Annotated in this window: 15 protein-coding genes; 6 read left to right on the top strand and 9 right to left on the bottom strand. The window is 71.4% G+C overall.

The genetic code is table 11. From position 1 onward, the window contains the following. Positions 1 to 88: 88 nt before the first annotated feature. From OG758_RS05765 to OG758_RS05755, 3 genes are all read left to right on the top strand, one after another. A complete protein-coding gene (locus OG758_RS05765) occupies positions 89 to 271 on the top strand; it encodes a hypothetical protein (protein WP_326708942.1) in 183 nt (60 codons plus the stop codon). A gap of 42 nt (positions 272 to 313) precedes the next feature. After that, positions 314 to 490, top strand: coding sequence for a hypothetical protein (locus OG758_RS05760; protein WP_326708941.1), 177 nt, complete (start codon positions 314 to 316; stop codon positions 488 to 490). Positions 491 to 793: 303 nt separating this feature from the next. Next, a complete protein-coding gene (locus OG758_RS05755; RefSeq protein WP_326708940.1) occupies positions 794 to 1,180 on the top strand; it encodes a PPOX class F420-dependent oxidoreductase in 387 nt (128 codons plus the stop codon). A 9-nt stretch (positions 1,181 to 1,189) separates the two neighbouring features. Here OG758_RS05755 and OG758_RS05750 read toward each other — a convergent pair whose 3' ends face one another. Together OG758_RS05750 and OG758_RS05745 are read right to left on the bottom strand one after the other, a co-directional pair. Next, positions 1,190 to 2,236 carry a tetratricopeptide repeat protein gene (locus OG758_RS05750; RefSeq protein ID WP_326708939.1) on the bottom strand — a complete coding sequence of 349 codons (1,047 nt, stop codon included), beginning with the start codon at positions 2,234 to 2,236 and terminating at the stop codon, positions 1,190 to 1,192. A gap of 242 nt (positions 2,237 to 2,478) precedes the next feature. Beyond that, positions 2,479 to 3,957 (bottom strand): esterase, encoded by a 1,479-nt coding sequence (locus OG758_RS05745; RefSeq protein WP_326708938.1) that lies wholly within the window; start codon positions 3,955 to 3,957, stop codon positions 2,479 to 2,481. Positions 3,958 to 4,373: 416 nt separating this feature from the next. Here OG758_RS05745 and OG758_RS05740 point away from each other — a divergent pair, with 416 nt between their 5' ends. Both OG758_RS05740 and OG758_RS05735 read left to right on the top strand, forming a co-directional pair. Further along, positions 4,374 to 6,509, top strand: a complete 2,136-nt coding sequence (locus OG758_RS05740; protein WP_326708937.1) for an NEW3 domain-containing protein — start codon at positions 4,374 to 4,376, stop codon at positions 6,507 to 6,509. Between the two features lie 74 nt (positions 6,510 to 6,583). Further along, complete coding sequence (locus OG758_RS05735) at positions 6,584 to 7,111, top strand: GNAT family N-acetyltransferase (RefSeq protein WP_326708936.1); 528 nt, start codon at positions 6,584 to 6,586, stop codon at positions 7,109 to 7,111. Positions 7,112 to 7,223: 112 nt separating this feature from the next. On the opposite strand, the gene OG758_RS05730 is transcribed toward OG758_RS05735, so the two are convergent. The 4 genes from OG758_RS05730 to OG758_RS05715 all read right to left on the bottom strand — a co-directional run bounded on the left by OG758_RS05730 (position 7,224) and on the right by OG758_RS05715 (position 10,679). Further along, positions 7,224 to 7,901, bottom strand: a complete 678-nt coding sequence (locus OG758_RS05730) for an AIM24 family protein (protein WP_326708935.1) — start codon at positions 7,899 to 7,901, stop codon at positions 7,224 to 7,226. Positions 7,902 to 8,003: 102 nt separating this feature from the next. Then, positions 8,004 to 8,588 carry a hydrolase gene (locus OG758_RS05725; RefSeq protein WP_326708934.1) on the bottom strand — a complete coding sequence of 195 codons (585 nt, stop codon included), beginning with the start codon at positions 8,586 to 8,588 and terminating at the stop codon, positions 8,004 to 8,006. 74 nt (positions 8,589 to 8,662) lie between these two features. Then, the gene (locus OG758_RS05720; RefSeq protein ID WP_326708933.1) at positions 8,663 to 9,127 is read right to left on the bottom strand and encodes a MarR family winged helix-turn-helix transcriptional regulator; all 465 of its coding nucleotides are present in this window, start codon (positions 9,125 to 9,127) and stop codon (positions 8,663 to 8,665) included. A gap of 118 nt (positions 9,128 to 9,245) precedes the next feature. Next, positions 9,246 to 10,679 carry a S1 family peptidase gene (locus OG758_RS05715; RefSeq protein WP_326708932.1) on the bottom strand — a complete coding sequence of 478 codons (1,434 nt, stop codon included), beginning with the start codon at positions 10,677 to 10,679 and terminating at the stop codon, positions 9,246 to 9,248. 259 nt (positions 10,680 to 10,938) lie between these two features. On the opposite strand from OG758_RS05715, the gene OG758_RS05710 reads away from it, so the two are divergent. After that, the gene (locus tag OG758_RS05710; RefSeq protein ID WP_100593257.1) at positions 10,939 to 11,436 is read left to right on the top strand and encodes a peptidylprolyl isomerase; all 498 of its coding nucleotides are present in this window, start codon (positions 10,939 to 10,941) and stop codon (positions 11,434 to 11,436) included. 230 nt (positions 11,437 to 11,666) lie between these two features. Here OG758_RS05710 and OG758_RS05705 read toward each other — a convergent pair whose 3' ends face one another. From OG758_RS05705 to OG758_RS05695, 3 genes are all read right to left on the bottom strand, one after another. After that, positions 11,667 to 13,841, bottom strand: a complete 2,175-nt coding sequence (locus OG758_RS05705; RefSeq protein WP_326715817.1) for an FUSC family protein — start codon at positions 13,839 to 13,841, stop codon at positions 11,667 to 11,669. A 255-nt stretch (positions 13,842 to 14,096) separates the two neighbouring features. Continuing rightward, a complete protein-coding gene (locus tag OG758_RS05700) occupies positions 14,097 to 14,729 on the bottom strand; it encodes a hypothetical protein (RefSeq protein WP_326708931.1) in 633 nt (210 codons plus the stop codon). 41 nt (positions 14,730 to 14,770) lie between these two features. After that, positions 14,771 to 15,334 (bottom strand): hypothetical protein, encoded by a 564-nt coding sequence (locus OG758_RS05695; RefSeq protein ID WP_326708930.1) that lies wholly within the window; start codon positions 15,332 to 15,334, stop codon positions 14,771 to 14,773. Positions 15,335 to 15,455: the final 121 nt, after the last annotated feature.

Below are 15,455 nucleotides of genomic sequence, written 5' to 3'. Positions count from 1 at the left end.
GCCGTCCGTGGAGGGGCTGCGCAGATGACCGGCCTGGCCGAAAGGGCGCTCCAGACGGCTCGCCCACGTGCATCCGATGCTGGCCGGCGTGCTCACCGCCGTACTGGTCCGGGCGGTGGCGATCTTCAACCTGATCGCGGAGGGCACACCGGAAGGCCCGGTCGCGGCGCAACTCTGCTCCCTGCCGGGCGGCCCGCTGTCGGTCACAGCCGTCTCCCCGCGGGAGCTGCGGAGGATGCGAACCCGCCACGGAGTCGTCCTGCGTGGCTGATCTTGGCCGCATCGCCCTGGCCCGGCGGGGAGTTGACTCCGTGTGATCCAGACGCACGGACAGCAGATCCCCGCCGATCCCGCCGGCCCGGGCCCCGGTGAGCATCAGGCCGAGAGGGAGCGCCGGCCTCGGGCCTGGCGCGAGTACGGGACGCTGCTGATGGCGATCGTGGGGCTCACCCTGTCGCTCTCCACCTTCTTGGCGACCGCGCTGCGATGATCCCGGCGGCCGTGCGGCCCCTACGTCCGCGCCGACCCCCGAGCCGTGGCCCGCACGACTCCAGGAGCGCCGAAGGCGTCGGCGCTCCTGGAGTCTCCTGGCCCTGCGCACCCCGATCTGGATGCCACGAGGAGGCGCGCGGCGTGATCATCGTGGCGGGCCCGGGCGCGCACAGACGGCCGGATCACCGGGATGCAGAGAAAGCTCTCACCTTCTTCACAATTTGTTGCAACGTCCACACCTGGAGTGGCGGACGTGACAAGTCTCCGACAGTCGCCCGCCGGGGCGCCGTAGACTCGAGTCATGGATCACACGCGGCTCGCGCGGCTCGGCGCCGGAAAGTACCTGCTGGTCACCAGCTTCCGGAAGAACGGCAGCCCGGTGGCCACCCCCGTCTGGGTGGTCAGGGACGGGTCCGCGCTCGGTGCCTGGACAGTCGCCGACTCGTGGAAGGTGAAGCGGATCCGTAATCGCGCGGACGTCCTGGTGGGGCCGTGCGACGCCCGCGGAAACCCGACCGGCGATCAGTCGCCCGCCACGGCGGAGATCTGCTCCCCGGAGGTCACCGCCCGCTATCGCGACCTGATCCGGAGCAAGTACGGCCTGCTCGGCAGGATGACGCTGTTCGGCAGCCGTCTGCGCCGCGGCCTCGACGGCACGGTGGGCATTCGCATCACGCTCGGGGAGTGAGCGCGGCGGTCAGGCCGCCTCACGGTGCTCGGACCGCATGGCACCCCGAGTTGTCTCCGCACGGAACGCGACCACCATCTCCCGCGCGTGCCGCAGTCCGATCTGTGTGAAGTCGGCCTCTAGGACGCCGAGTTCGGCAAGGGTGGCGCGCCGGCCGCGGCCGAGCCGGAAGCGCGACTTGACCAGACCGAGCCGGCACAGCGCCACACCACGCGGCTCGTGCAGAGTGCGGAACTCCGCGAGCGTCGAGGCGTAGGTGTCCCGGGCCGCCTCGTAACGCCCCTCCCGGTAAAGGACGTTGGCGCGCATCTTGTGGTTGTACGCGAGCGCGCTCGCCAGATCCATCGCCCGGCAGATGCCCTCGGCCTCGGAGAGCAGGACCAGCGCCCGGTCGGGTTCGCCCCGCACGGACAGTACATCGGCCACGCCGCGCAGCGACCAGGCGCGGCCCCGCGCGTCGTCCGCCTCGGTGGCCACCCTGACCGACTCCTCGAAGAGTTCCAGGGCCTTGGCGAGGTCGCCGGTGTTGCGGTGCATCTGGGCGATGCCGGACATCGCCCAGACCATGTGCCGGGGTTCGCCGTGGGCCCGGCCCTGTTCGAGCAGCTCCTCGTGGAGGGCGGCGACCGCCGCGTAGTCGCCCTGGATGCGGCCCGTCTCAGCCAGGCCCGCGAGCGCGTAGCCGTGGGCGAGCCGGTCGTTGCTCTCGGCGGCCAGGGTGACGGCGTGCCCGAGGAGCCGCCGGGCCAGACGCAGCGAGCCGCACTGCCGGGCCAGCGTGCCGCCGCTCCACAGTGCCCAGGCCATCGCCCCCGTGTGTCCGGCGGTGCGCGCGCTGCGATAGCTGCCGCGCCACGCGTCGCCCGCCTCGCGGACGCGGCCGAGCCGTCGGTTCGCCTCGGCGAGCGCGAGGGCGGCGCGAGCCCGTTCCAGGGGGCCCGCCGCCGTTTCGAGGGACCGGTCCGCTGCCGCGCGCACGTCCTCGTAGGAGGAGTTCACCCCGAGGGCCGTGCGCAACTCGCCCTGATACTCCGGGGCGAATGCCTTGCCGTACATGTAGCCGTGTCCCTTCGCCGGTCCCGTCGTGCCGCTACGTTCCGATCAAGAACGTATGAGCGGCGAGGGTCCCGGCGGATCCGTCCACGTATGTGTTGTGCCGTACGACTTGAGTGCTACCTGGCGTCGGCCGGTCATCAAATGGACCTACAGGAAGGACGGAAGGCCGCCCGTCTCCGAGGGGGTGGGGAGTCGGGCGGCCTGGTTCGGATGTTCCTTGACGGTCCTACGCGTCGACGGCCCTACTCGTCGATGGCCGCGCCGAACAGCGCGTCCGCGTACGGTGCGCCGAGCGAGCCCGCGCCGTACGTCCACGAGCCGGAGGCGGTGACGCCGCCGGAGCCCGCCGACAACACCCAGACCACGCCGTCGTTCGTGTTCTCGCCCGGTGCCGCCGCGAGCAGGCCGAAGCGGCCGTCGCGGTTGGGGTCGGTGAGTTGGACCTGGCCGCCCCACTTGTCGCCCTTCTCGGGCACGCCCGGCACGTTCGCCGAGTTCTGGTCCCAGGACTGCGCTCCGGTCGCGGTAAGGCCCGAGGCCGCACCGCGCAGCACCCACACGGCGCCCGCGTCGGCGACCGTGCCGATGTCCTCGCCGGCCGCGCCGATCGCCACGTCGGCGTATCCGTCCCCGTTCGTGTCCGCGACGGACAGGTCCGTGCCCCAGCCGTCGCCGCGCTCGGCGGTGCCGGGCACACCCGGGGAGTCCTGCGTCCACCACTGCACGTCGGACGACGGCCCGTCGGGGCCACCGAGGCGCACGCCCACCAGGCCGCCGGTCATCGAAGCGCCGCCGTCGTCGGGGGAGTTGGGCTCGCCGGTCACGAGGTCGTCGTAGCCGTCGCGGTTGATGTCGCCCGACGCCGCCACGGGGCCGCCGCGCAGATCGCGCTCGTACTTGAGCCCGTCGGCGTGCCCGGACAGGTACGACGACCAGCCGTGTCCCGGCTCGGAGCCCGCCGTCACGCCCGAGACGACGAGGTCCGCGAAGCCGTTGTTGTCGTAGTCCCCCGTGGTCAGCGACATGGGCACGATGTCGCGCTCGTCGGCGAGCTTGGACAGGCGGCTCGTGGAGCGGCGCTCCAGCGGTGCCTTCGACGCGGGCTGCGGTGCGGAGTCGTAGGCGAAGAGCTCCAGGTCGTCCCGGTCGAGGACGGCGAGGACGTCGCCCGGCGTGTCGTTCGTGAAGTGCGCCGCTGTGACGCCCGTGCCGAACTTCTCGCCGGCGGTGGGGTCCTGTGTCTCCAGCCAGTCGCTGGCGGCGCCGGTGAGACCGGCCTTGGAGCCCCAGAGGATGGCCACGCCGCCCGCGTCCGTGGTCGTGCCGATGTCCTCACCGGGGATGCCGACGATCGCGTCGTCGTAGCCGTCCCCGTCCAGGTCGCCCGTGGCCACGGCCTTCCCGAACGCGTCGCCGGTCTCGGCGGCGCCGGCCACGCCGGAGGTGGACTGGCTGAAGCGGGCGGCATTGGTGGTCCCGATGCCTCTCGACGACCCGTACTGCACGGTGACGAGGCCGGCGCCCTTCTTCCCGCTGACGGTGGCGCCGGGCGCGCCGACCAGGACGTCCTCGTAACCGTCGCCGTTGAAATCGCTGTTGCGGTCGTCGGCGTGCGTGCCTCCGGGCGTTCCGGCGTAGGCGGAGGGGGCGGTCGCGATGGCCGCACCGGACAGAAGGAGGAATGACGCCGCGGCCAGGGCGGCGGAACGGTTCTTGCGCACGAGCGGCTCCTGATGAGAAGGACGACCGGGCAGCGCGGGGGATGTCCGGAAAGGGCCCGTTCCTTGTCCGGCGCCCTGTTTGACAGCGCATGAGGAGGAAGGGTTGTACGGGAATTCGCCCCGGGTTCACCGACGTCCCGGAGATCAACTGGTAAGCAGTCGGGGTGAATTGGTACACAAGGCGCTGAACTACCCCACCGGTTGATTGTTTGTGCAAGAAATCGCCAGACATCTTGCAGCAACGAGCTTCCCTCGGCACGGTATCCCCGTCGCGTCATCCCCGGCGCGCTCGTAGACGCTCGTAGACGGGAGATCCCTTGTCCGGGAGAGCTCACAGAGAGCACAGATCCGCACGGCGCCGCACCACCCCGCACCCCTCGCGTCATGGCCGGGCCCGCACCGTTCGCGCCCTGTCCGTGGCCGCCACCGCCGCGGCACTCGCGCTCGGTGGCCTCGCGGGACCGTCCGCCGCACCCGCCGCCGCGGCCACCACCCCGTACCCCAACCTCACGCCCACCCCGCCGATGGGCTGGAACAACTGGTCCTACTACGGCTGTGACATCAGCGAGGAAACCGTCCTCGCCAACGCCCGCGCACTCGTCTCCTCCGGCCTGGCCGCCAAGGGCTACGACACCGTCACCACCGACGACTGCTGGATGACGCACACCCGCGACGCCGACGGCAACCTCGTCCCCGACCCCACCCGCTTCCCGCACGGCATGGCCTACGTCGGCGAGCAACTGCACGCCATGGGCCTCAAGTTCGGCATCTACGAGGACGCCGGCACGGCCACGTGCGGCGGCTACCCCGGCTCGTACGGCCACATCAAGCAGGACGCCGACCTCTTCGCCAAGTGGAAGGTCGACTATCTGAAGCTGGACGGCTGCAACGTGCCCGTCCCCACGGGCCAGAGCGCGGACGACGTTTACCACAAGATCTACGGCGACATGAGCCAGGCGCTCCTCGACACCGGCCGGCCCATCGTCTACTCCGTCTCCGCGCCCGCCTACTTCGAGGGCGAGAAGGACTGGCACCACGTCATCTCCTGGTCCGCCGAGGTCGGCAACCTGTGGCGCGAGGGCGCCGACGTCGCCATGGAGTCGTCGTCCGCGCGCGGCAAGTGGGCCTCCATCAAGTACAACTACGGCTACAACGTGCCGCTCGCCGACCTGCAGAGCCCCGGCCGGTGGAACGACCCCGACTTCCTGCTCGCCGGGCAGTCCCGGCTCACCGGCGACGAGATCCGCAGCCAGATGTCGCTGTGGTCCGTGATGGCCGCCCCTCTCATCTCCAGCACCGACCTGACGAAGGCCTCGCCCGAGGCGCTCGACGTCCTCGGCAACAAGGACGTCATCGCCGTCGACCAGGACGCCAAGGGCCTCCAGGGACGCATCGTCCAGCAGGGCGACGGCTACGACGTCCTGTCCAAGCCCCTCGCGAACGGCGACCGGGCCGTGGCCCTGTTCAACTCGTCCGACGAGGCACAGACCATCACGACGACGGCCGCCAAGGCCGGGCTGCCCGCCGGATCCTCGTACCTCCTCAAGGACCTCTGGTCGAAGCGGACCACGCAGACCACGGGGACGATTGCCGCGAACGTGCCCGCCCACGCGACCGTGCTGTACCGCGTCCACGCCGGCACCGCCCACCGCGTGCAGCCCGCCACCGCGATCACCTGGACACGGACCGGCGGTGAAGGCGCGAGCTCCACCTGGAAGGTCGCGCTCGCGGACCACGGCCCGACCGGACTCACCGGCGCGCAACTGCGCATCAGCGCCCCCGAAGGGTGGCGCCTCAGCACGTCGAAGGTGTCCCTCGGCAAGGTCAGGCCCGGCGGCTCGGCCACCGCGACCATCACGGCGAAGGGCCCCGACGCCGAGCCCGGCACCACCGTCACGACCCTGACCGCGACCGCCCGCTACCGCGCCGGGGGCGCCGGTGACGGCTCCGTGTCGGGACGCGCCTCGATCGTCACCGAGGTGCCGTACCCGAGCCTCGACGCCGCCTTCAACAACGTCGGCGTGACCAACGAGGCGGCGCCGCCCGCCGAGGGCAACTACACGACCGGCAACTTCGACGGCGGCGGCGACAGCTACTCGGCCCAGGCCCTCGCCGCGGCCGGGGTCACCCCCGGGGCGAAGGTCAGCAAGGACGGCGTGACCTGGACGTTCCCGGCCGCCAAGCCGGGCACCCCGAACAACGTCGAACTCGCCGGTCAGTCGATCACCCTCACCGGCAGCGGCTCCAAGCTCTGGTTCCTCGGGGCGGAGGCCGGCTTCACCTCGGGCCAGGTCAAGGTCACGTACACCGACGGCACCACGAGCACGGGCAGCCTCGGCTTCCCCAACTGGTGCTGCACGGCGGGCACGGATTACGGCGCGACGACGGTCGCCACGTCCGACCACCGCAACACCCCGACCGGCCCCGCCAACTTCGGCGTCGGCTACAAGCTGTTCGGCAACTCCGTCCCGCTCACCGCGGGCAAGACGATCCGCACGGTCACCCTGCCTGACGCGGACGCGATCCACGTGTTCGCGATCACCGTTCAGTAGAGCCCGGGTGCGTCGGTGCGCCGGATGCCGTGGTCGCGGAGTCCGGCGCACCGCCGTGGACGTACGGTGACGCGATGGGCAGACTTCGCGAACCCCTGACCGCGACGGACATCGGGACCAAAAGGCTCGAAATCCTACCGCTCCAGGTGGAGTTCGCCGACGAGATGGCCGCGGTGCTCGGCGACCCGGCTCTGCATGCGTTCATCGGCGGCGCGCCGCTGTCGGCGCGGGAGCTGCGCGAACGCTACGGGCGACTGGTCGCGGGCTCCCCGGACCCGGCGGTCTCGTGGTGCAACTGGGTGCTGCGGATCAGCGGTGAGGAGTGTCTGGCCGGGACGGTCCAGGCCACGGTCGGCCCCGGCGACGACGGGCTCGAAGCCGAGATCGCGTGGGTCGTCGGAGTGCCGTGGCAGGGACGCGGCCTCGCCACGGAGGCGGCGCTCGCACTCGTCGACTGGCTCGGGCGGCAGCCCGTACGCACCGTCGTCGCGCACATCCACCCGGACCACGCCGCGTCGGCAGCCGTCGCCAAGGCGTGCGGACTGGCGCCCACGGACCGGATGCACGACGGCGAGGTCAGGTGGCAGCGCACTTTGAGATGACGCCTTGAACCGACGCACTTTGAGATGACGCACCCTGAGCCGACGCACCTCGAGGCGACGGCTCACCGGCTCCCGGGGCCGCCACCTCGCAGTGCGCGAGGACAATGGGGCGTCAGTGCTGCTGGACCTTCTGCGGGGTCGCCTCGCTCGGACGCACGACGACGTACCCCTCACCCTCCAGCTTCAGCTGGACGGCCTCGCCCGAACCGCCGCGGATCATCGACCCGATGGACTGCGACCGGTGCAACGAGGTGTTGAGATGGGCGGTCCAGCCCACGACCGCGTCCGTGTCCACGAACACCGACTGCTGCGGCGATACGGGGATGACCAGCGGGTTGCCCTCGCAGATGAGCCCCAGTCTGCCCTGACCGGTGAAGACGCTGTTGAACAGGCCTCCGCCGGATATTCCCGCGCCCTTCACGGTCTTGATCTCGTACGAGAGCGTGGAGTCGAAGCACAGGACGTTGCGCCCGTTGACCGTCAGGGCCTCGCCCGGTTCGACGTCGACGATGAAACAGTTCTGCGCCTCGTGCGCGAACCAGGCCTCGCCCTGCCCGCGCACCGTCATCAGCGGCAGGCCCTCGCCCGTGACCGCGCGCTTGAGCATGCCGCCCATGCCCTGACCCTTGCGCTCGAACTGCAGGTTCCCGCGGTAGGCGATCATCGCTCCCTGACGGGCCATCATGTCGCCGTTGACGGCGTAGCGGATCGACTTGGCGTTCTGTGCGGTCATTCCCGGCGCGGAGGCGGGCTGTACGACGTGCTCGCTGGAAAAGAGATCACCCTTCATGCGGGCATCCTGTCCCGGACGGGTCCGTTCCGCCAAGGTCGGGCAGCGTACCGGCCGGAATCCGACCAGTGGCGGGGCGGGCGTCGGGGCTCGACTCGCTTATCAGGCGCGGGTCTTCGCCAGGAGTTCGGTGATCTCCTCCGTCGTGCCGGTCTCGCCGAGGCGCGGGAAGATCCGCTCGACGCTGTTGCGGTGCGCCTCCACGTCCAGGTCCGTCATCGCGTCGGTGGCCAGGGTGACGTGGTAGCCGTGCTCGTGGGCGGCGCGGGCGCTGGACTCGACACCGATGCTGGTGGCGACGCCGGTCATCACGACCTGCGTGATGCCGCGGCGGCGGAGCTGGAGGTCCAGGTCCGTACCGTAGAAGGCGCCCCAGTTGCGCTTGGTGACCGTGATGTCCTCCGGGTGGCCGGACAGTTCGTCCACGATGACGTCCCAGCCCTCGGGCCGGGCGCCGGTGCGTCCCTGGGTCTCGTTGCGCCCCGGCACGGCGTCCGCCCCGTCGGCGGCGGCGCTGACGCGCACGAGGACGACCGGCAGGCCGTGCGAGCGGAAGGAGTCCGCCAACTCGACCGAGCGGGCGACGACTTCGGCGCCGGTGTACGGGGTGGTGGGTGCGCCGACAATGCCCTTCTGGAGGTCGATGACGACGAGGGCGGTGCGCGCGTCGAGGGTGGTGAGAGCCATGAGTGGGGCCTTTCGGGGTGGTTCGATTTCAGAGTGGGGCGGCCGGGGTCGACCGTGACGGGTGAGCGTTCCGGTCAGGCTTCCGTGAGCCGCTCCAGCAGGGTCAGCGCGGTGACGACGGTCCGGCGCTCCTCTTCTGAGTAGTTGTCCTGGAAGGCGCGGGCCAGCCATTCGCCGCGGGCCTGCCGGGTGCCCTCCGCGCTCTCGCGGCCGGCGTCGGTGAGGGTGACCAGCTGGCGGCGGCCGTCCTCGGGGTCGGGCCGGCGCTCGATCAGCCCGTGCTGGTCGAGCGCGGCGAGCGTGGCGGCCATCGACTGCGGCCGCACGCCCTCGGAGGCGGCGAGACCGCTGGCCGTGGCGGCCCCCGCCTTGCTGAGCCGGTTGAGCGCGGAGACCTGGGACGGGGTGAGGTCCTGACTGTCGGAGACCTCGCGCAGGCGGCGCCGGAGGCGGCTGAACATCACGCGCAGTTCGCGCGCGGCACGGTCCGCGGATTCCGAGATGCCCTCGGCGTGGTCGATGCCCTCGGCGTTGTTCATACGCCCACGCTAAAACCTTCAGCCCAGGCTGTCCAGTCTGGGCTGAAGATCTGGAGGGGGGAGGGTCTGCGCCAACGCGGTGTGCGACCAGGAGGGGGCACACCCGGTCTCCTGCCGATCACCAGGCCCCGCGCCCCCGCCGTGACGAACGCATGGAGCGCGCCGCCACCAGGGCGATCAGACTCCCGCCGATGACCAGCAGGCCCGGGCCGACGCTGCGGGTGTTCACGACCCTGGAGATCGCGGCGACCGGGCCGGTGTCGGCGCCGGTTCCCGTGCCGGAGGCGGTGCCGTTCCCGGTATCGGTGGCCCCGCCCATGTTCGTCCCCGTCCCCACTCCCGTACCCGTCCCGACTCCCGTCCCCGTCCCGCCCTCACCCGGAGCACCCGCCTCGGATCCTGCGGGCGGCGCGGACGGCGCCACGTCGCCGCCGGGCCGCGCCTGCCCGGAACCCGCCCCCGCCTCCGCATCGTCGTCCCCAGACGTGCCGGTCAGGCGTACGCCGAGGGCCGTCATCGCCGCTCCGACGGGCTGGAAGAACGTCGTGCCCCCGGCATCGCAGTTCCCGTTGCCGCCCGACGTCAGGCCCAGGGCGAGCCCGTCGGCGAACAGCGGGCCGCCGCTGTCGCCCGGTTCGGCGCACACCGTGGTCTGGACGAGGCCCGTGACCGTGCCCTCCGGGTAGTTCACCGTCGCGTTCAAGCCGGTCACCCGGCCGGAGTGCAGCCCTGTGGTGCTTCCGCTGCGGAAGACCCGCTGGCCCACCACGGGGTCGGCCGCCCCGGTGATGCGCACGCCACGGCCTCCGCCGATGGCGACGACGTCACTCTGGGCGCGCGGTGCCCCGTCGTCGTAACGCACGAGGGAGAAGTCGTTCCCGGGGAACGTGCCGCTCACCGTGGTGCCCAGTGCGGTGGCGTCGCCGGGCCGTGCGAACCACGTCGTGCCGACCGGGCCGCAATGCCCGGCCGTCAGCAGGAACGCGGCCTTGCCGTCGGTCACGTCGAAGCCCGCCGAGCAGCGCCCGCCGCTCGCGAAGATCGGCGAGGCGCCGTCGACGCGGGTGGTGAACGTGCCCCGGGTGCGCTCCATGCGGACGGACGCGCCGATGGTCCTGGCGACGCCGGCCAGCCGGGACCAGTCGCCTGCGGAGACGGTCGAATCGGCCCGCACCACGACCTCGTTCGAGCCGTAGTCCATCGACCACGCCGTACCCGACACCCGGGGAGCAGCTCGCAGCGTCGCGGCGGCCGAGCGAAGATCGCGCATGCTGTGGCGCACGACCTCGGCCCGCGCCCCGGCCCGCCGCACGTCCGCCGCCGCGCCCGCGTCGGTCACCGCGACCACCGTCCGCCCGTCCGCGCCGAGCCAGCTGCCTGCCGTGCGGGCGGCACCGAGCTGCGCCACCAGCCGTTCGCCCGCCGGAACGGGTGGACCGGAGGCGCCGGGTTCGTTCGCTATCGCGCGCGTGACCAACAGGCTTCCGCAGAGCAGGCCACCGACGGCGGCGAGGCGTGTGATCCGCCGGGCGGTGCGTCGTGCGTGCCTCATCCAGACTCCCCAACGTGCGGAACGGCGTACGGGCAAAAGGTCAACGACCTTGAGGGGAAAGGGCGTTGAGAATGCCGACCGGCCCGTCCCCTCGCCTCACGTACGTACGGACGGGGCGCCTCGTTCAGCGGGGCGCTGCCCGGTCGCCGCGCCGTCGCCGATCCGGGGGCGGGCCGATCGAGTGGACGCGCGACCCGTGCGACCTGCGAAAGCCCGGCCCGAGGAGCGCTCGGGCCATGGGGAGTGCAAGGATGTCGCCATGGCAATCAAGGCATATTTCGACATCACCATCGACGACAAGCCCGCCGGGCGCATCAGCTTCAACCTCTTCGACGACGTCGTCCCGAAGACGGTGGAGAACTTCCGTGCCCTGGCCACGGGCGAGAAGGGCTACGGCTACGCGGGGTCGTCGTTCCACCGCATCATCCCGCAGTTCATGCTCCAGGGCGGCGACTTCACCGCCGGCAACGGCACGGGCGGCAAGAGCATCTACGGCGAGAAGTTCGCCGACGAGAACTTCCAGCTCAAGCACACCAAGCCGGGCCTGCTCTCCATGGCCAACGCGGGCCCGAACACCAACGGCTCGCAGTTCTTCATCACCACGATCGTGACCGACTGGCTCGACGGCAAGCACGTCGTGTTCGGTGAGGTCGCCGACGAGTCCAGCATGGAGCTCGTCAAGAAGATCGAGGGCCTCGGCTCCCGCAGCGGTGCGCCCTCGGCGAAGGTCACCATCTCCGAGTCCGGCGTTCTCTAGCCTTCGGAACGACGCCTGACCGCCGGCCACTCGACGGCCGGGGGACGGACACAGTCGACGGGCCGGGGCAGCCGATCAGGCCGCCCCGGCCCGCTCCGTGCCCGACTTCTCACAAGGCCACAAGGCCACAAGGCCACAAGGCCACAAGGCCACAAGGCCACAAGGCCACAAGGCCACAAGGCCACAAGGCCACAAGGCCACAAGGCCACAAGGCCACAAGGCCACAGCGCTCAGCGCCGGCGCCCCGCGACCGGCACATCGAGCGGCCGGGCGAGACCCACGACCCCCTCGTCGAGTCGCTGGAGATGCCGCAGCACGCGGAAGGTGACCGTGCCCGAGCGCAGCGCCCCGGTTCCGTCCGCCTCCAGCATCGAGGCGATGCTCGCGCCCGACTGGACCTCTCCGCCGGTCTTCTCGTCCCGCACATGCGCGTCGATCACGCCGATGTTGTGGGCGATACGCACCCCGGCCCGCTCGAGCCGCGGATCCGCCGCGATGGTCTTGCTGTACGGCACCAGCTCGGCCGTCGCCGCGAGGGACCGGGCGTGATAGGCGCAGGTCTCCAGCAGTGCCACCAGATAGCGGGCCGTCTGCCGCCGCACGCGCAGCGGCGTGATCGGGTGGGTCAGCGGCTTCGTGGAGGCGCGCAGATCGTCCAGGGCCGTGTCCAGGTCCCGGGCCTTGTCGAGCAGGTCGACCGCGGGTCCGCCGCTGAGCTGCTCCACGGCGGCCGACACGACGTCCCCGAGCCTGACCAGGACCGTGCTGAGGAGTTCGTCGGTACGGCGGTCCGTGTGCACCGGCAGCACGAGCACCGCGGCGATGATGCCGCACGCGGCGCCGAGCGCCGTCTCCTCGATCCGCAGGACCAGCACGTCCAGGCTGTAGGTGTTCAGCAGCGTGTAGAGCAGGCCCAGCATCGCCGTGACGAAGAACGACATCAGGGCGTACGACAGCGGCGCGGTGAAGAACATCGCGAAGATGAAGACCAGGACGAGGGCGAACGCCGTCCAGGTGTGGTTGCCGACCACGCCCGCGAGCGCGACACCGGCGACCACGCCGAACACCGTTCCGAGGAGCCGGCGGTAGCCCTTGACCAGGATCTCGCCCGTGGACGCGGTGTTGAGGAAGACCACCCAGCACGTCAGGACCGCCCAGTACCAGCGCTGGCTGGACAGGAACTCGCCGCCGACGATGGCCAGGGACGAGCCCACAGCGACCTGGAACGCGGCCCGCGTCGTGGGCCGCTGGAGCCCGGTGCGGTCGTCCGCGTCGTCCTCGTCCTGCTCGGAGCCGGTGATCGCGAGGTCCTCGGCGTCGAGTTCCTCGCGGGAGCGCGTCGTCGCCGGGGTGTCGTCGGACTCGTCCTGCGGTCCGTCGAGGGCGACCCGCAGACCCATGACGGCGCGCGCCGCCTCACCGATCCCGCGGAAGACGTCCTGCACGGCGGCGGAGCCGCGCGGCAGATTGTCCTCGTCGCGGTAGGCGAGCAGCCGGTTGCGTACGTGCGCGAGCGCCGTCCCGCGGTCGCCGGACACGGGGCGGGCGACGAGCAGGTGCAGAGCGTTGAGGTCGCGGCGCAGGGTCGCGGTCGTGTCGCCGTCGGCGTACAGGCGCTTCGACGGCTCCGGAACGGGTGCGTGCGGCAGGTGCAGGGTGAGGGTGTCGGCACGTTCGGCGCTGCGGGCGTTGAGCAGCAGGACGCCGAGCCGTTCGGCCGCGATCTCGGCGTCGGCGACCCTGCGTTGCACGAGGGCGGCCGTGGCCGAGTCCCGGGTGCCTTCCTCCAGGCGGCCCTGGATCATCAGTGCCGTCTCGTGCAGGCGCGCGGTGCCCCGCCGCAGGTCGTCGAGGACCTTTTCCAGCTGGCCGGGTTCGGCGTCGAGCAGTTCGGCCTGCGTGTCCACGAGCTGCGCGAGCCGTGCCCTGAACGCGTCACGCAGTCGGCCGAGGACCTGCTCCGGTGTCTCGGGCACGACGGCGAAGCGCACGACCGCGCTGCACGCGAAGGCGATGGCCAGCGTCGCGTACAGCCGTGGCAGCGACGACACCGTCGCGCTCACGAACAGGGAGACGAAGTAGATCTGAAAGCCGATCAGACCCAGCGCGGTGCCGCGGTCACCGAACCTGCGGCTGTAGACGGCCCCGAAGATCAGGGCGATGAAGAAGAGGTCACCCGCGATGACCTTGTTGTGCAGCAGCGCGGCGAGCGACACCGCCGTGAGCGCCACGGGCAGGCCGAGGGCGAGGGTGACCGCCTGGCCGCGTACGTCCTTCTCCCTGATCGCGAAGGTGGCCACCATCGCGGCCATGGCGCCGGCGACCATGTGTGTCACATCGGTGTGGAGCGCCGCGAGGACGGCCAGGGTGAGCGCGATCGCGCCGACCGTCCGCAGTCCCGCCATCAGCCGCAGCAGCCCCGGATCGGACGCCACGAACCGGTCCCACGTGCCACCGATCCTCGTCAGCCGTGTCACTGCCCTCACTCTGCCGCACTCTCCTGATCCAGCCATGATCCGCGGACGCCTCAGCATCCCATGCGCGTCAACTGAGCTTTGAGGCCGGTCGTAGGAGGTGGGAGGCGGTACGGGACCGTCGGCGGCAACGGTGTCCAGGGCTGCCGGTTGTCTTCAGATGTCGGCAGTTGTCGCCATGTGTCGTCAGATCGGGAGTCCGATCAGGCCACGCCCGCTCCGGGACGCCTCGGTCACCACCTCGCCCCAGTCGCGGACCAGGATGGCGAACTCCTCGAAGTTCGCTGTCCAGCGCCCGGGTCTCTCCGCGTGCACCGCGTACGGCGCGCGGAGGTCTTCGAGAAGGGGCGCGGCAACGGCCCACGCGCGCGCCAGGTCCGGGACCTGCTCCGGCGTGCGGACGACGAGCAGTCGAGGGTGCCACGGGTCCCGTTCGGCGGGGAAGAGCCCGACAATCGGCTCATCCTCCGCGCCCGTGTCGGCGTCGTCGGGGCCCAGCCAGAACAGCCCTGCCAGGAACACGTCGAGCGCCGCCCGCAGGTCGGGTTCGGCGAAGTCGCGGACGTCCTCCCACGCCTGGCCGGCCCAGAAGTGCGGCTTGAACGAACCGAGAGTCCGGAAGAACTCGTACAGGGCGCACCACGGCGTATCGGGCCGCCGCACCCAGCCGTGCTCGACCCCGGCGTCCGCGCCACCGACACCGTCGTCGCAGTCGTCGTCCGGGCATGCGGCGTCCTCCAGCATGCCGAGGCGCTCCGCGGCAGGCGTCCGCCCGAGGTGGTCCCAGTCGACGACGAGAACGGTGATGTCCAGACCCATGGGGAGAGGTTATAGATCGTCCGTGGGGGAGCGGCCGGAGCTCACCTCACGGGCCTGCGCACCCATACCTGCCTCTCGCTCGCTCCGGGTGCGTCGCCGAGGCCCGATGTGCCGAGGTCCAGCCAGCCCCAGGAGCGCAGCAGCGCGGAGCCCGGCGCCTCGGGTACGGCGGGGTCGGACCGGGGCACCGCCGCGACGATCAGGTCGGTGTCGTGGCGCGCGAGGAGCCGTGTCTGCAGGTCCGTCGCGACGCCGTGGCGCCGATGCGCGGGCAGCACCATCAGCTCGGCGAGGACGAAGGCCCGGCCGGACGCGGTGAGTTCCTCGAACTCGGTCGGCAGGTCACCCCGGAAGCCCGCCCACCAGTCACCGGTGCGGTCGGCCCGGTACCCGTAGAGGCAGCCGACGAGCCCGCCCGAGTCGGCCACCACCATGTCGAAGTCGGGCCGCTGACCGTGTTTCTCGAACCGGGTCAGGAATCCCTGCCGGTCGCGGTACTCGGTGCCCGCGGCCCCGTGGTACGCCGAGACGTACACGTCAGCGACGGCTTCCCGCTGCTGTTCCGCCTGCCACCGCGACAGCCGCCGCAAGTACACCTGAGCCATACGAGCCTCCCGTCAGGCCGCGGGACATGCCCGGGCTCAGCATGGTGACACTCACGGGCGACGAGGGGAACGGGGCGTCACGCCCTGCCGCGCGAACTCCCGCTGACCTCAGGGTACTTGC

Origin of the sequence: Streptomyces sp. NBC_01474, assembly GCF_035918215.1 — a bacterium.
GTDB classification, from domain to species: domain Bacteria; phylum Actinomycetota; class Actinomycetes; order Streptomycetales; family Streptomycetaceae; genus Streptomyces; species Streptomyces aureus.
This window is presented reverse-complemented; position numbering and strand designations above follow the sequence as displayed.

What these genes read in the sequence shown, in the direction of transcription:
- OG758_RS05720 (WP_326708933.1), bottom strand. Translation starts at nt 9,127, where the DNA reads ATGAACAACGCCGAGGGCATCGACCACGCCGAGGGCATCTCGGAATCC.
- OG758_RS05735 (WP_326708936.1), top strand. Translation starts at nt 6,584, where the DNA reads ATGGGCAGACTTCGCGAACCCCTGACCGCGACGGACATCGGGACCAAA.
- OG758_RS05705 (WP_326715817.1), bottom strand. Translation starts at nt 13,841, where the DNA reads ATGGCGGGACTGCGGACGGTCGGCGCGATCGCGCTCACCCTGGCCGTC.
- OG758_RS05710 (WP_100593257.1), top strand. Translation starts at nt 10,939, where the DNA reads ATGGCAATCAAGGCATATTTCGACATCACCATCGACGACAAGCCCGCC.
- OG758_RS05700 (WP_326708931.1), bottom strand. Translation starts at nt 14,729, where the DNA reads ATGGGTCTGGACATCACCGTTCTCGTCGTCGACTGGGACCACCTCGGG.
- OG758_RS05750 (WP_326708939.1), bottom strand. Translation starts at nt 2,236, where the DNA reads ATGTACGGCAAGGCATTCGCCCCGGAGTATCAGGGCGAGTTGCGCACG.
- OG758_RS05755 (WP_326708940.1), top strand. Translation starts at nt 794, where the DNA reads ATGGATCACACGCGGCTCGCGCGGCTCGGCGCCGGAAAGTACCTGCTG.
- OG758_RS05715 (WP_326708932.1), bottom strand. Translation starts at nt 10,679, where the DNA reads ATGAGGCACGCACGACGCACCGCCCGGCGGATCACACGCCTCGCCGCC.
- OG758_RS05730 (WP_326708935.1), bottom strand. Translation starts at nt 7,901, where the DNA reads ATGAAGGGTGATCTCTTTTCCAGCGAGCACGTCGTACAGCCCGCCTCC.
- OG758_RS05725 (WP_326708934.1), bottom strand. Translation starts at nt 8,588, where the DNA reads ATGGCTCTCACCACCCTCGACGCGCGCACCGCCCTCGTCGTCATCGAC.
- OG758_RS05695 (WP_326708930.1), bottom strand. Translation starts at nt 15,334, where the DNA reads ATGGCTCAGGTGTACTTGCGGCGGCTGTCGCGGTGGCAGGCGGAACAG.